This is a genomic window from Dysgonomonas sp. GY75 (assembly GCF_015234155.1).
Taxonomy (GTDB): Bacteria; Bacteroidota; Bacteroidia; order Bacteroidales; family Dysgonomonadaceae; genus Dysgonomonas; species Dysgonomonas gadei.
This window is the reverse complement of sequence record NZ_JADCLQ010000036.1, coordinates 235,670-251,424: the sequence shown is the minus strand read 5'-3', so window position 1 is coordinate 251,424 and position 15,755 is coordinate 235,670. Positions and strand designations below refer to the sequence as shown.

Genomic DNA, 15,755 nt, shown 5'->3' with positions numbered 1-15,755 from the left:
TTTGAGAATGATGGCATCCTTAGATAATACAGAATTATTGACTGTAAAAGATGTCATTCTAGTTTGAAAAACCAACGTATAATTGAAAAACCTTATAAAATGAAAAACCGAAAGAAACTTATTTTATGGGCATTTATTTGCTCTGTGATGTTGGGGCTGTCCAATATTACTGCATATGCATATACTCATGATGGAGTGGAAAATGGTAGTAAAACACAAGAGTTACCACCCGCTTCGGCACAACAGAAAAAAATACAAGGTATTGTTAAGGACGTGCAGGGAGAGCCGCTTATAGGAGCGAGCGTTACCGTAAAAGGTACAACCAATGCCACAATGACTGACACTGACGGAAAATTTTCGTTAACTGTAAATTCCGGTTCAGTAATAGTGGTCACATATCTTGGTTACCATTCGAAGGAAATTACTGTTGGATCAAGTAATGACTATGACATTGAACTGATAGAAAACTCACATGTGATTGATGATGTGATCGTTGTCGGCTATGGTACAATGAAAAAACAGAATCTTACCGGCGCCGTATCGGCAGTTAAGTTTGACGAAGCCTTGTCGAGTCGTCCTACAATGAGTCTTTCTTCAGCATTGACAGGACTGAGCGCAGGATTGAATATTTCTCAGTTATCGGGAACGCCCGGCGCAGAGGATGTTAATATATTGGTGAGAGGTAGAGGCACTATGAACGATGCTTCGCCATTGGTTATTATCGATGGAGTTCCGGGAGCATTGAACGACATTAATCCGAACGATGTAGAGAGTGTATCAGTACTGAAAGATGCTGCATCTTCGGCTATCTACGGTTCCAGGGCAGCTAACGGTGTAATATTAGTAACCACAAAGAGGGGAAGTGAAGGTAAGGTGAATGTTACTTACAGTGGTTATGTAGGGTGGCAAAAAGCAGCAAAGACAGTTGATTTTATTAATGATATGGCAACTCATATGGAGTTAGTCAACGAATCGGAAGGCCGTGAAAAATATCCGGTTAGCCTTATCGAAAAATGGAGAACGGAGTCGGCAGCAGGCAATCCTCTTTATCCGAATACCGACTGGTATGATAAAATGTTGAATACCTCTGTGGTGACAGAACATAACCTGACGGTAAGAGGAGGGGGTAAAAATACCAATTTCTCCATGTCTCTCGGATATCTTGACAATAAAGGTATCATTGATAACTCAGGTTATAAAAAGTACTCTTTCCGTATTAATGTCGATTCGAAGGTTACAAACTGGCTCGATATGGGGGGGAATGTTTATGGTTCCTGGTCTGACAGGGATCCTATCAATGTAACCAGCTTTTATGATAATATCAGAAATACTACACCCGGAGTTATTCCTCAATATGAAGATGGACGTTATGGTGGAACAATGTTTGAAAACTTTCCGCGTGTAGGGAATCCCAGAGCATACATAGATAACATAAGGGGTAATTATGAAAGACAAAAGCTGGGATTAAAAGCTTACGCGAAAATAAAGTTCCTGAAATATCTGGAATGGGAAAATAGCTTTGGCTTCAATTACGATAATAGGAATAATTGGGAATATACAAGGCCATATTCGCTATGGAATTTCCAGACTGGTTATGAATATCAGGCAAGTTCTAATATAGATAAGCTTTTTAATGGTACACGCAGAGATTATACAACTATATTGAATTCACTCTTGCGCTTTAATTATTCTTTGAATAAAGAACACAATTTTGCCGTAATGCTTGGTTTTGACCAGCAGTACAACCGCATGGATAAGTTCGATGCAAGAAAGGGTGATATACTGGGTGATGATGCTATTTATATCATGGACGCAGGTGTTGAGAATGAAGCAATCACAGGGAACGGAACAGATGATGCACTCCGGTCGTATTTCGGACGTATCAACTACGACTATAAAGGCAAATATCTGTTTGAAGCAAATGCCCGGTACGATGGTTCTTCGCGGTTTCACAAAGATAACAGATGGGGATTCTTCCCTTCTTTCTCCGGAGGCTGGAGAGTGACCGAGGAGTCTTTTGCCCAACCATTAAAGAATATTTTCGATGATGTGAAGATAAGAGGTTCATGGGGGAAACTCGGAAACAACAGGATTGGCGATTATGGTTACCAGGTGGTATATGGTTCTCTTCTTTACCCGTTCGGTGGAACTTTACAGCAAGGTGTAGCTCCTAAAGATTTGGCAAATAGTAAGATCAAATGGGAAACAACCACTATGACTAATATCGGTCTGGATCTGGTTCTGTTGAAGAACAGGTTGTCTCTGAGCGCTGAGTATTATAATAAAAAGACAACCGACCTATTGACAACAATTCCGATACCTCTCGTATTTGGCAATTTCACTCCGCCTTGGCAAAATATAGCAGAGATGTCGAATAAGGGAATGGAATTCCAGGCGACTTATCATGGAAATGTAGGTAGAGACTTTACTTATAGTGTCAGCGGAAACTTGTCTACTATCAGTAATGAAGTAACTAAATATAACGGGGATAAGTCAATCAGCGGAGCGATTATAACACAGGAAGGCAGTCCATATCAAAGTTTTTATGTACTTGAGTTCGATAGGATTCTACAGAGTCAGGAGGAGATAGATCAGTTAATAGCCGATGGATATACATTCGCTACTTATGTGGGTGGAAAACCTAGCCCTGGAGATATGCTATATAAAGATACGAACGGAGATAAAATATTCGATGATAAAGACCGTGTAGTTAAGGATTATTCCTCACTACCTAAAATAACCTATGGAATTAATATCAGTGCGGCTTATAAAGGTATTGATATCAATGTAGTAGGGCAAGGAGTAGGCGGAGTTAAAGGTTACTGGGGGAATGACGGATTTAATACGTTCAATATAAATGAAGGATTCCTGCAAAGAGCCGAAATACTGAACCGCTGGACAGAAGATAATCCTTCGACTAAATATCCACGTGTACGCACATCAGGATCTGCTCTGAATACAGTGAATAGTGATTACTGGCTATACAATACATCCTATTTCAGAATAAAATCGATACAGCTGGGATACACTTTGCCTAAAAATTTAACCTCTAAGTTTATGGTTGAAAGATTGAGAGTATATACAAACCTCGAAAATTACTTCACATTTACGAGTTTTGATGGCTACAATCCGGAGAATCCAAGTATGGCATACCCTCTGATGAAGCAATGGGTTATTGGTTTAAATGTAACATTTTAAATAAAAGAGACATGAAAAACAAAATAATATTAATCTTACTATCTGTTTGTCTTCTTTCTTCTTGCAGCGATAGTTTTCTGGATCGTAACTCATTGGTCGGACTGTCGGAAGGGGATTACTGGAAATCGCAGGAAGATGCAATACAGGGCATAAATCCGTTATACCATGCTAACCGCGAGTTTGTCAATAGTATAGTTATATACGGCATGATGGATGATTTTACCGATATTGCCTACCAATCGTGGGCTACAGGTTTGACCACCGGCGTGAATCCTACTAATGCTGGAATATATTCAACATCCTGGGGAATATTCTACAAAGGTATTTACAGGGCTAATACGGCATTGAAATATATACCCGATATCGTTGGTATGGATGCAATAATAAAGAATCGTTGTCTGGGTGAAGCCAAGTTTTTCAGAGGATATTTCTATTTCAAACTATGGGATTATTTCGGAGGTGTTCCGATCTATGACTATCCCATGAATATCGATGAAGGATATAAGGCTCGTGATACAGAGGATGATGTGTATAAGTTTATTGTACAGGATATGACAGATGCCATTTCGCTGTTGCCGGAAAGTTATGGCCTGTCTGATAAAGGACGCGCTACTAAATGGGCAGCACTGGCAATGCGAGGAAAAGCTCATCTTTGGGCAAAGCAATATGATAAAGCGGCCGCGGACTTTAAGGAAGTCATGGAGAAAAGCGACAGGAAACTCCTTGGCGACTACCATACCTTGTTCAGGGTAGCAGGGAATAATAATAGCGAAGTTATTTTTGATGTTCAGTATGTAGCCGAATCAGGGCATGGGTTAGCTACAGATCTTAATTATGGTAATCAGTCGGGGATAACAAAGGGTTCGCAACGTACCCGTCCGACACCAGAACTGGTAAATGCATATGAAATGATAGACGGTACTCCGTTCGATTTTAATAATTTCAAAAATGCAAATGGAGAAACATTTAACCCGAACCGTGCCGCAGACTGGAACGATGAGGCTTCTGTCAGAAAATTGTTTGAAAACAGGGATCCTCGTCTACATGCAGGAATTATTGTGCCTTGGTCCGAATTTGTTGGAAAAACAGGCGCCCCTTTGCTTTACAGATTCCCTGTGGATAAAGTAACTCCCAATACATTTGTACCGGTGTGGGAAAATGGTAGTTATTCGTGGCGAAAATTTGTAGAAACAGGATCAACATACACACTAGCTTCTAATATGCCGCAAAACTTTCCTCTTATCCGTTTGGCTGATGTGATGCTGATGTATGCAGAAGCGCAGAATGAAGCCCTCGCTGCTCCGGACCAATCTGTTTACGATGCTGTCAATGACGTGAGGGACAGGGTTGGTATGCCGGATCTCCCTTCAGGCTTAAACAAAGAACAGATGCGTGAAAGAATACGTCATGAAAGAATGGTCGAACTCTGCGGGGAAGGACAACGGTATTCTGATATCCGCAGGTGGAGAATAGGTAAAGATGTAGTGGACGGAGTGTGGATGAAAGAATTTACAGGCGTAAATATTCGTCAGAGAGGATTTCCTGACCATTACTATTTATGGCCGATACCACAAGCTGAGATGGATTTGAATCCAAATCTTACACAAAATCCGGGATGGAATTGATATAAGTTATAAGTTATAAGTGAAGCGTTCAATTACATTAGTCGTTTTTCGTGACTCGGCATAATCAAAATTTATTTTGCTTCTGCTCTCGCTACTTAAAACGTTCAATTATCATGATTGATGAAGCCTGAATAAGGCTCTGGAGAAGTGATGAAAGGGGAATGGATGATTAAAAAATTCATATCCTCTTTCATTATTCAGAGACTTTAAGTAAGTTGCGTACTGTAAAACTAAAAGTTATAAGTATTTTTGTTATACAAGCAAAGAGCCTTTTTTAATTTGAAAGATTAATAATAATGTCAGATTCCTATTCGAATTTTTATGAATCCTCCAATCTGTTTCATGGGGCTATGATGCATGTGATGGGTACCAGACTAGATGCTCTGATTCTGCATCCGGACAAAAATGTATCGCTGCAATGCTGGGTGGAAATTGAGAATGAGATTTTCCGGTTGAGCAAGATGTTCAACAAATTTGATAAAGAAAGCGAATTGTATTCGATTAACCGTCAGGCAGTTCATTCTCCGGTTTCGGTGAAGGATGAATTATGGTCGGTGCTTGTGGATTGCAGACAGTATCATGCAATGACTCTGGGCTATTTTGACATCAGTCTGAAAGACTTCAATCAGGTTCTTTTAGACAACAAAAGACAGACTGTTTTTTTTCAAGATCAGGATATTCAATTGGATCTGGGAGCTTATGCCAAAGGGTATGCATTAGAGAAGATCAGGGATATCCTACAGCCGAAAGGTATCAGTTGCGCATTGATAAATTTTGGTAATAGTTCGGTGCTGGCACTGGGCGCACATCCCTTTGGGGATAATTGGTCTATTGGAATAGAAGATCCCTATAATCCTCAAAATACACTGGGAATAGTAGAATTGAAAGATAATACACTATCCACTTCAGGGAATATGCCTAGCCATACGAAGCATATTTTAGACCCTCATACAGGAACTTATAGCGAGGTGCGGAAGATTGTATCCGTTAAGGCGATAAATGCGATTGATGCAGAAGTACTCTCAACTTCTCTGATGATAGCGCCGGACGAAGCGGCTCCGGCGATAACTTCAAATTTTGTGATAGACGAATATTTATCGTTTAATCTTTGATGTCTGTATCTGTGAATATTATGACTTCTACCATACATTGACGGATACCACCCCCACAACAATAGCCCAGTCAGAGATTTCGGAAAGGGATAAGTCATATGCAGTATATCCTTTCTCTTCGTTAAAAGAAACACAGGTTATTTTCCCTTTTACATCAGATGGCACTACTTTCTTTATGATATATCCTTGCTTTGTAGCCAGAGCATATACTTCGCCCCAGCGTATATGAGAACCATTTTCCCAAAATCTGCAAGCCACTATATCCTGATCATATATGCTTTTCTTTAAATCAGATTTATTCACCATACTGTCACCATGGTTTCGTAATGAAAAGTCGTAATCATCTATAAATGGAATTATTATAGCCTTGCAGTTGCCGGTACTGATGGTCCGGCTAAAACTCTCTTTCACAAGAGAAACAGATTCGATAAAAGGTTTTTCTGTATGATTTGATTTCTGTCCGTAATAAGGTTCATTCTCGGAAACTGTAGCCGTAACAGCATTCTCGTTTAATGTTTCTGTTTTAAACATCGAACCTTTTCCTGTCAGCAACCATTCTGTATTGAGATTCTCAATTGCGGATGCTATTTTACTGGTCACTTCAAAAGAAGGATTAGTGCCTCTTGTACCCACAATATTTTCTGTGACAGTCGCAGCAATTCCGACAGCAATAGAGAAGGCTCTTTTGTTGCCTGAAAACAGTTTATCTATTATTTCCTGAACTCTTTGATTAATAGACATGAAATAATTATATTCTCATGTGAGAATTTCAGTTAATTTTTATTTGTATTTGAATACTCAAATGAGTATATTTGCATTTGTGAATATTCACAAAGCCATAAAGATATGAATTTTTTAAAATAAAACATATGGCAAAAACGACTATAATACAAAAAGCAGAATTACCGGATTTTTTACCTCATGGATGGAAAAAGGAAGTCTCTGTTGCCTTAGGTATCCATGTAAATACCGTGACAAATGCATTAAAGACCAGAAAAGGAGATACATATGAGCGAATAAAACAGGTCGCTATTGTAAAATGGGGCGAAAATAAATAAGCAAAGTATGAAAGCAATATCTTATATAATGCTGCTACCGTTGTTTCTTTGGGGGGCGTATTCATGTTCAACAGACAAGAAAACGAGAATCTCTGTTAAGTACAAGGTGCTTATCGATTCAAAACAGTCATGCAATGTCTTTGTCTCTTATAAAGATTCTACAGGTTATGTTACATTGTATATAGATGATAACTGGTCGAAAGAAGTCTTTTTGCCACAGGGAGAGGTCGCTTCATTATTAATGATATGCCAGCATGATATAGAGGATGGTCTGCAAACAGGCGCATTCTTTCATTCATTAACCGGACAGATAGACAACGGGAGAGAAGTGGTTACTGATTCCGGAAAAAATATAGTATCTGTTTCTACTATAACCAGAGATACCTGAAACACTATTAATTTATTTGAGTGAAAGCCGCATACGGAATTTCTGTTGCGGCTTTTTTATTCGTAATGCAACTCGATGATTGAATTGGTAATTGTAGTACGGAATATGTGTGAAATAGTTCAATTCTTTTCAGCTGCACTTCGTTCCGCTTAAATGTTCATTTTGGCATTGCCCAAAACGAACCAAAAGGCTAGCGCTCCGCTCCTCGGCGACCCAAAACCGTTTTGCCGTCTGAATCAAACACACGGGCTATCGCCCCGTTTGATTCTACGTCGCCTGCAACGGATTGGGTACCCCGCCTGCGTCACTAATGCGCAAGGGCTGACGCACGCGGGGCTAAAGCCTGAAAAATCTCTGTCCTGTCGCCGCATCGCGATAACGGCCTCATTCCGCAGGCGGGGTACCCAATCCGTAAAGCGGAGGTGTAGGGCAAAATACGGTAGCTGCTGTACACGGCTGATAATCCAACTAAAAATGATTCCGTATTATTTTGCCCCACCGGAGCTGCGGTTTTGGGTCGCCGGAGGGATGCAGCCTTGATTTTTTGTTTCGTTTTGCATCAAGGCAAAATGAAAAACAAGCCGGATGGCGCATTAGATAAAATCCAACATTACTAATCAACTGTAAAAATTCTTACTGTCGTTTATCTTTAAAAAAATATCTATTTAGCTTTGTGTTTTTCCCCATAAATATGATGTATAATACCATCTACCAGCCCCACTTTAGGCACATATATCTCACCTATTTTACAAGCTTTGCTTACTATAAGGAATATTTTAAGAGCAGGAATGATAACATCGGCACGGTAAGTATTCAATTTGAAATTCTGAATCCTTTCTTCATAGCTCATATCCTTCAAGGTGTCGTACAATACTTTTAACTCGGGATAAGTAAGATATTCTTTTTCCCTTTTGCCAAGCATCTTATGCACCTTATTGATATTTCCGCCGGAAGCAATTATGCTGAGAGGAGCATATTTCTTATATATTTCTTTCAACCACGATTTGAATCGTTGTTCCTCGTCTTCTTTTACCGCATCCACTAGCATACGTACAGTTCCCAACTGGAAAGAATTCGAAGTTATTTTTTGCTGGTTGCTGAATACCACTACTTCCGTACTGCCACCCCCTACATCAACATACAGATAACTGCGGTTTTTGTCCATCAGGTTATTAAGGCCTCCGGCTTCATATATTATATCTGCTTCCTCCTGTCCGCTAATGATTTCAATATCGATACCGCTTTTTTCGAGGATTGTATTTGTTATATCTTTCCCGTTCTTGGCATCACGCATAGCGCTGGTCGCACAAGCCCTGTAATCCGTAACCCCATAGGCTTTCATTATATGGGAAAAGCCTTGCATGGCTTCGATCAGACGTTGTTTCTTATCTTCGCTTATCTCATTTTTAGTGAATACATCTTCCCCAAGTCGGATCGGGACACGCAGAAAGGCTACTTTCTTAAAGTCGGCACCTGTTCCGGAAGTTTCTATATTGTTTATCAATAGGCGGATAGCATTGGAGCCTATATCTATACCTGCGAATATATCAGTGTTCATTTGGTTTCTTTATTGATATTTTTATAAAAATCATACAGGGCCATTTGAGAACGGCAGGAATGATTATCACCTTTCTCTACATATTCGTTACTGCCAAATATGGTAAGATCCCGTGCTTTTTCGTTATCCGACCACTGTATATTGAAGAATTCTTTTAGAGTTTCTTTTATCTTTTTATCAAGTATAGGGGTGCCTACCTCTACCCTGCGGTCAAGATTGCGGGTCATCCAGTCGGCACTCATTATATATATATTTTCATCACCATTATTGTGGAAAATAGCAAGCCGCGCATGCTCCAGATATTTATCTACAATACTTATAACCCTGATATTTTCGCTCTGGTCCTTTACCTGAGGTTGCAGGCAACAGGCTCCTCTTACTATCAGGCGTATTTCTACTCCGGCCTGACTGGCTTTATATAGCAGGCTAATCATATCCTCATCGGTAAGGCTATTGAATTTAGCATATATATATGCTTTTTTACCACTCTGGGCGTTCTTTATTTCCTGCTTTATTAATGTTTCAAATTGTTCCCTCATGTAATAAGGAGAAATCATCAGTTGCTTAAAAGAGAAGTGTTTATGGGTGTTGAGTAAAAAATCAAAAACAGCCGCAGCATCAGCTACTATTTGCGAATTAGATGTGAATAAGCCGAAATCTCCATATATCTGTGCAGTAGATTCATTAAAATTACCTGTTCCTATATAGGCATATCCTCTGTCTTTACGCTGTACCAGTACCAGTTTGCTGTGTACTTTCAGGCCATTTGCGCCATGTATGACTTTTATCCCTTCTTTTTGCAGCAACTCGGAATATTCTACATTCTGCTCTTCATCGAAGCGTGCAAGGAGTTCGAGCAGTACGACGACTTTCTTTCCGTTCTTTGCCGCATTTATCAGCGCGTTTATTACTTTCGAACGTTCTGCCACACGATAAAGCGTTATATATATGCTTTCTACCTTGGGGTCGATAGCCGCTTCACGGAGAAAATCGATAAAATGGTTGAATGTATGATAAGGATAATTAAGCAAGATATCTTTTCTGCTTATAACTTTCAGTATACTCGAAAATGCTTTTATATCGGGATGCTGTAAGGGCTCAGGGCTTTTACTCTCCAGATCGGGGCGGACTTTCGGAAATTTCATCAGGTCGCGCATCAGATGGTATCTGCCGCCGGCATCCAGTCCCTCATTGCCTTTCAGCCGTAGCTTTGTGGCGATTATATCTAATAGGTCATCCGGCATTTCCTTATCGTAGATCAGGCGTACCGGTTGCCCGTGCAGTCGGTTCTGTAATCCGTCTTCCATCTTTTCTATCAGGCTTTTCGATATGTCGTCGTCCAGAGTCAGCTGCGCGTCACGCATTAGTTTGAATGTGTAGGCCGATATATATTTGTAATTGAACATGAAGAATATCTCATCGAGGCACAGCCGGATAATATCATCCAGAAAAATGATATCATTCCTGTCTTTCACGGAAGGAAGTACGATGAACCGGGGACATGAACTGCTTACGGGTATCTGAATGATTGCATACCGTGGATTTTTACAATTCTTACCTGAGGTCATCTTTACGGCATGATAGATATTGTTATCCTGCAAAAATGGTATCTGAGTTGTTTTCTTTAAAATGAGAGGAACCAGTCGCTGGCTGACAACAGATGAAAAGTAGTCGCGGCAGAATTGTTTTTGCTTCCTGCTCAATTGCTTTTCATTGATAACATATATTCCCTGTTGCTCCATTTCGTCGAGAACCTCGGTATAGGTATGCACAAACTTTTTTTGCCCGGCATATACTCCGGCATTAACAAGGGGCAGTAGTTCCCTGCCTGTGTATCCTCCCGAAAATCGGGGCGTTTTTTTCCCTTTTATCTGGCTCAGCCGTACAATATTGGCTACCCGCACTTTGATAAATTCATCCTGATTGTTCGAAAATATCCCCAGAAAGCGGAGCCGTTGCATCAAAGGTACGCTCTTATCCTGAGCCTCCTGTAATACACGTTCATTAAACGTGAGCCAGCTTAAATCTCTGTTATTTATCATTACACAAGTGTTGTAAGGTGTCTGAGAAAGGTTTCTTCAGCCGAATCTACCCATTTGCGGAATTTATCGTCCGAATTTTCTTTCGTTTCCATATAATTCAATAACACACTTATATTAAAATTGTTCCCGATAACTCCTCCTCCGAAAGATGCGGTATCAGCAGCATTTACTTCTTGTTCTATATGCGCCGGTATCATCATTATAGGTTTATCGAGGTAAAGGGCTTCACATACCGACTCAAATCCGGCAGTGGTAACATATCCCCGGCATCCGCTCATAAAGTTAAGGAATTTTTCATCATCAATCGTGTGAAGTGTTAAATTTTTATCGATGCGTTGTTCTTTATCGGCATCTTTTTTGTCCCAGAAGAAATGCAGGTTAATATCGGGATGCTTTGCATGCCATGCTCTTACTTCGGCTTCATAACCGTGGTTCAGCATATAACCCAGTATGTAGTCTCCCTTTGTAGGTTTAAGGTTCAATACCTCTTTTCTTAATAATGGAGGTACTACTGCAATGCGTTCGGGGATATAGTCTTTCAGTGGGTAGAACGATAAGGCAAGCGTCTTAGTGGCTCCTACGCCGCATAGCAGGCTGTGCAGGCGAAGAAACATCATTCCCTGTCCGTCTCCTTTACCATGTGTATATCCCGGATGTTTTAGCAGGTATTGATGACCTATGTTGATAATAGGGACATCCAAGCTGAAACGTAAGTGAGTAAAGCCTGTCAGTATTTCATAGAAATTGACAACAACATCCGGCTCGTTTTTCTTTATGCGCCTGTGTATTTTTTCTATGCTTTTCTTATACTTTCTGAGCCTTTTAGGAGTAATGTTGTATAGTATTGTTTTTAGCAGGTGTATATGTTTTTTATCTTTTTTGAAACTGAAAGACAGTGTGTCGAAAACCCGGACTTTCGCTCCTATTTTTTCATAAAAGAAATCCGGTATCTCCCTTATTTTACTTTTCCCTATCAGTACTTCAACTACTTCGTGTCCGTTGCGGCGTAGTATTTCGGATAGGGCTATAGCTTGTGTCATATGCCCGCGGCCGTCTCCCTGAACGATGAATAGGTATTTCATATGGCTAATTTTACTTTTTCGGGAACTTTATCCTCTTTCATAACTTCCACCACTTTTTCTTCCTGAGCATACATTACTACTTCCCAATTTCCATCATAATCCTCGGTCAGTGCGGATAAAGATTCCACCCAGTCGCCCGAGTTGAGATATAATATTTCATCGTAATACGCCTTTTCAGGGTGGTGGATGTGTCCGCAGATAACACCATCACATTTTTTCTTCCGCGCTATTTCCACTATATGCTTCTCGTAGTCGCTGATATAGGAAACGGATGCTTTTACTCTTTTCTTTACCTCACGTGAAAGTGAATAATAAGGCAGACCTTTCTTCAAACGTCTGTTGTTATAATATTTATTTACCCACATCAGGAGTGTATAACCTACATCACCGATTTTCGACAGCCAGCTGTAACGGCTGGTAACCATATCGAACACGTCGCCGTGTATTACATAGAAACGCTTGCCATTGCTTGTATGTATGTAATCTTTTACAATCTTTATATTCTGGAACTGGAGAGGCAGGATACGATCGAGAAAGTCATCGTGATTTCCTCTCAGGTAGATGATTTTCGTATCGTGTTGAATATCCAGTAATAGTTTTATAAAGTTGCTGTGGCGTTTCTTCCATTTTGCTTTTTTTCCGCGCATGAGTTGCCACCCGTCTATGATGTCCCCGCACAGGATGAGCGTGTCACATGTATTTTCTTTCAAATACTTTGTTGCTTCTTTAGCTTTCGACCATTTCGAACCTAAATGTATGTCCGATAAAACGATGGTCTTGTGATGTTTTTTTTGATTCATATCTATTCTTTTTTTATCGTTAACAAAAGAATAAATATATTATGACAGCTATGTTAAGGTCTTATGAATAAACTGTTAAGCGGGTTGTTTTCCTGTTATTTGGGATTGCTCCACTTTATCTGCATCGGAAACTGAGACCGGCATATAGTTTCTCAGGTATAAATCTTTGATTATGCCGTCGGCTACACCGATTATTGGCGTTTCTATTACCAAAGCCCGCGCCAGTTTCATTATTCGCAGATATATATCGATGGCCGGAAGCAGAACGTCAGCCCGGTTGAGGTTTATATTATATTTAAGTAGACGCTCCTCGTAACTCATCTTTCTCAGTTTACACGAAAAACTAACGAGTTCCTCACGTCTTATACGTCCACAGCGGCGAAGCAGTGAGTCCAGCTTATTAATATTGCCTCCTGAGCCTATCAGGGATATTTTCACAAAGTCTTTGCAGTATTCGGCAAGCCAGTCTTTCATCCTTTCCCATTCGGCTCTTTCCTCTTCCTGAGATAAATTGCGTAAGGTTCCCAATCTGAATCCCTCTGTAGCAATCTCTTTATTCTGATGGAATATAACCATTTCTGTACTGCCGCCACCTACATCAGTGTATATATATGCCCTGTTTTCTTCCAGAAGTTCGTCTATGCTATTGGTCAGTATAAAGCGGGCTTCTTCTTTACTGTCCACTATCTCGATTTCGATACCTGATCTGGCATATACATAATCGAGTACTTCATTCGCATTGGTAGCTTCCCTGATGGCCGATGTAGCGCAGATACGCCACTTTTCCACATCATTTACCTGAATCAGGCCATAGAAAGCCTGCATCAGTATAGCGAGTTTCTCTTTTTTCTGTTCACTGATCAATCCGGTAGAGAATGTGTCTTCTCCTAACTTTAAAGGTATGCGTATCAGGGAATCTTTTTTGAAGATTGCTTTGCCGTGATAGTCGAGTACATCCGTAATCAGCAGACGTACCGAGTTGGAGCCAATGTCGATAGCTCCCAATCGTTTTATATCCATCTCTTTACATTTTTTGTTTCGTCAAAAGTATGAGAAGGTGATTACGAAACGATTAAGTCGCGGTTAAGTTTGGAGTGGGGAAACTAAAATTCGTTAAACAGCTATTAAACAATCTTTTCAATGAAGATCTCTTCAAACAGATTTTTTGTTTTTTCCTTTACTTCTTCCATGTCTATTCTATATCCCAGTTCTTTCTCCATTGAGGTAACTCCTTTATCTACAAAGCCACAAGGATTAATGAGTGAGAAAAAAGATAAATCGGTATTTACATTCAGTGCAAATCCGTGCATAGTGACAAAGCGGCTGCTACGGACTCCTATGGCAGCTATCTTCCGTGTTTTTGAAGGGATAGTTGTATCAATCCATACGCCGGCTGCACCATCGAGACGTTCCGACTGGATATTATATGATTGCAGAAGGCGGATAATAATTTCCTCTACGTTAAAGATATATTGGCGGAGACCGATATCATAAGACTCCAGATCAAATATCGGATAACCAACAAGTTGTCCCGGACCATGATAGGTGATGTCACCTCCCCTGTCTATTTGGAAAAGTGATACTCCTTTTTCTTTCAGGTAACTTTCCTGAAAGAGTAAATTCTCCTGTTTACCATGTTTGCCAATTGTGATGGTATGGGGATGTTCACAAAACAGTAGATGGTTTTTAGTTTGAATTCCTTTGTCCTTGCAGTTTAAAGCCTCTGCGAATAGCTGTTGCTGGTAATCCCATGCATCGCCGTATTCTATCGTTTTCAGGTCTTCGTATATCATATGAGTTATCTATTTTTTTACTTTTGACGGATTTTTATTTATATAATCTTTCCAACTTGTAAATTTTACTTCCTGAGAAGGATTGTTTGTTTGGAAAAAATGGCAAACTGCAGCAGCTAATCCGTCGGTAGCATCCATCTGCGGCAGCATATTCTCATCCGGGATTTTCAGAAAGTTTTGTAACATATAGGCAACCTGCTCTTTGGCAGCCCTTCCGTTTCCGGTAATCGACATCTTTATTTTCAATGGGGCGTATTCAAAAATAGGAATATCCCGGGATAAAGCTGCAGCCATAGCTACACCCTGCGCACGGCCGAGTTTGAGCATACTTTGCACATTCTTTCCAAAAAAGGGAGCCTCGATAGCCAGCTCGTCAGGCAGAAATTCATCAATCAGGCTTATTATGCGTTCAAAGATGCGGCGAAGTTTAAGGTAATGGTCATCATACTTACTCAACTGGAGTATACCCATTGCCAGCATTTCGGGCTTGTTATTCACCACCCTTAAAATCCCATATCCCATTACCTGGGTTCCCGGGTCGATACCCAGAATGATCCGTTCCTTTTCTATCATTATAATTCGATTTCTTCCAGTAATGTAACAAATCCCAGAGCTTTATTCCCGAAGCGTACCGTAATTTCTTTTTGTAAATCCAGACCTTCTGTCTCGAACCAGTGGTTGAGCGTGTCTACATTTTTTACTTTGAATTGCAGGGAATAACTGCTGCCGCTTTCTTCATGTTGTGCATGAATACGGGCGAATCTCGGTTCATGCAGGAATCCGCTGATAGCAGCTTTCGGAATATATGTTTCTTTCATGTAGCTAATGTAATCGCTGCAAACATCGTCTTCTACATGAAAAGTGGTATTGAATATTATCATTTGTAAGTTTATTATATTTATAACAAAAGTACGAAAAGTTTATCTATATATTAGCCAATAGCCTTTAGCTGATAGCTCTTTGAAGTATTGATAGACCCCACCAACCTCCCCAAGGGGAGGCTATAGGGAGGGTAGAAGTAATAAATAAAAAAGTGTAACCTTTGTTACCTTTTAATCAAACATAGTTAATTGATGTTAAAATAACAAGATAGAAATGA

General features: G+C 40.1%; 14 protein-coding genes. 5 read left to right on the top strand and 9 right to left on the bottom strand.

The features are described from left to right. The first annotated feature begins 99 nt into the window (after positions 1 to 99). The 3 genes from IR083_RS13565 (at position 100) to IR083_RS13555 (ending at position 5,935) form a co-directional block, all read left to right on the top strand. Complete coding sequence (locus IR083_RS13565; protein ID WP_194224710.1) at positions 100 to 3,198, top strand: SusC/RagA family TonB-linked outer membrane protein; 3,099 nt, start codon at positions 100 to 102, stop codon at positions 3,196 to 3,198. 11 nt (positions 3,199 to 3,209) lie between these two features. Next, positions 3,210 to 4,823, top strand: a complete 1,614-nt coding sequence (locus IR083_RS13560) for a RagB/SusD family nutrient uptake outer membrane protein (protein WP_006799796.1) — start codon at positions 3,210 to 3,212, stop codon at positions 4,821 to 4,823. A 296-nt stretch (positions 4,824 to 5,119) separates the two neighbouring features. After that, complete coding sequence (locus IR083_RS13555; RefSeq protein WP_194224709.1) at positions 5,120 to 5,935, top strand: FAD:protein FMN transferase; 816 nt, start codon at positions 5,120 to 5,122, stop codon at positions 5,933 to 5,935. A 27-nt stretch (positions 5,936 to 5,962) separates the two neighbouring features. On the opposite strand, the gene IR083_RS13550 is transcribed toward IR083_RS13555, so the two are convergent. Then, positions 5,963 to 6,676 carry a helix-turn-helix transcriptional regulator gene (locus IR083_RS13550; protein ID WP_194224708.1) on the bottom strand — a complete coding sequence of 238 codons (714 nt, stop codon included), beginning with the start codon at positions 6,674 to 6,676 and terminating at the stop codon, positions 5,963 to 5,965. Positions 6,677 to 6,804: 128 nt separating this feature from the next. Between IR083_RS13550 and IR083_RS13545 the strand changes: the two genes are divergently transcribed. Both IR083_RS13545 and IR083_RS13540 read left to right on the top strand, forming a co-directional pair. After that, positions 6,805 to 6,993, top strand: coding sequence for a hypothetical protein (locus IR083_RS13545; RefSeq protein WP_006799793.1), 189 nt, complete (start codon positions 6,805 to 6,807; stop codon positions 6,991 to 6,993). 7 nt (positions 6,994 to 7,000) lie between these two features. After that, positions 7,001 to 7,381 carry a hypothetical protein gene (locus IR083_RS13540; protein ID WP_194224707.1) on the top strand — a complete coding sequence of 127 codons (381 nt, stop codon included), beginning with the start codon at positions 7,001 to 7,003 and terminating at the stop codon, positions 7,379 to 7,381. Between the two features lie 661 nt (positions 7,382 to 8,042). Here the strand turns inward: IR083_RS13540 and IR083_RS13535 are convergent. The 8 genes from IR083_RS13535 to IR083_RS13500 all read right to left on the bottom strand — a co-directional run bounded on the left by IR083_RS13535 (position 8,043) and on the right by IR083_RS13500 (position 15,537). Next, complete coding sequence (locus IR083_RS13535; RefSeq protein ID WP_194224706.1) at positions 8,043 to 8,939, bottom strand: hypothetical protein; 897 nt, start codon at positions 8,937 to 8,939, stop codon at positions 8,043 to 8,045. After that, positions 8,936 to 10,981, bottom strand: a complete 2,046-nt coding sequence (gene ppk1 / locus IR083_RS13530) for a polyphosphate kinase 1 (RefSeq protein WP_194224705.1) — start codon at positions 10,979 to 10,981, stop codon at positions 8,936 to 8,938. Before ppk1 ends, IR083_RS13535 begins: the two co-directional genes overlap by 4 nt. Further along, positions 10,981 to 12,063: a glycosyltransferase family protein gene (locus IR083_RS13525; RefSeq protein WP_194224704.1), complete on the bottom strand. Its 1,083-nt coding sequence runs from the start codon at positions 12,061 to 12,063 to the stop codon at positions 10,981 to 10,983. Before IR083_RS13525 ends, ppk1 begins: the two co-directional genes overlap by 1 nt. Continuing rightward, positions 12,060 to 12,863 (bottom strand): UDP-2,3-diacylglucosamine diphosphatase, encoded by an 804-nt coding sequence (locus tag IR083_RS13520; RefSeq protein ID WP_194224703.1) that lies wholly within the window; start codon positions 12,861 to 12,863, stop codon positions 12,060 to 12,062. Before IR083_RS13520 ends, IR083_RS13525 begins: the two co-directional genes overlap by 4 nt. Positions 12,864 to 12,938: 75 nt before the next feature. Further along, positions 12,939 to 13,883 carry a hypothetical protein gene (locus IR083_RS13515; RefSeq protein WP_194224702.1) on the bottom strand — a complete coding sequence of 315 codons (945 nt, stop codon included), beginning with the start codon at positions 13,881 to 13,883 and terminating at the stop codon, positions 12,939 to 12,941. 104 nt (positions 13,884 to 13,987) lie between these two features. Next, positions 13,988 to 14,656, bottom strand: a complete 669-nt coding sequence (gene lipB, locus IR083_RS13510) for a lipoyl(octanoyl) transferase LipB (RefSeq protein ID WP_194224701.1) — start codon at positions 14,654 to 14,656, stop codon at positions 13,988 to 13,990. A 9-nt stretch (positions 14,657 to 14,665) separates the two neighbouring features. Then, on the bottom strand, positions 14,666 to 15,226 hold the full coding sequence (gene ruvC / locus IR083_RS13505; protein ID WP_185095960.1) for a crossover junction endodeoxyribonuclease RuvC: 561 nt from the start codon (positions 15,224 to 15,226) through the stop codon (positions 14,666 to 14,668). 2 nt (positions 15,227 to 15,228) lie between these two features. Then, positions 15,229 to 15,537, bottom strand: a complete 309-nt coding sequence (locus IR083_RS13500) for a DUF4286 family protein (protein ID WP_194224700.1) — start codon at positions 15,535 to 15,537, stop codon at positions 15,229 to 15,231. Between the last annotated feature and the right edge of the window lie 218 nt (positions 15,538 to 15,755).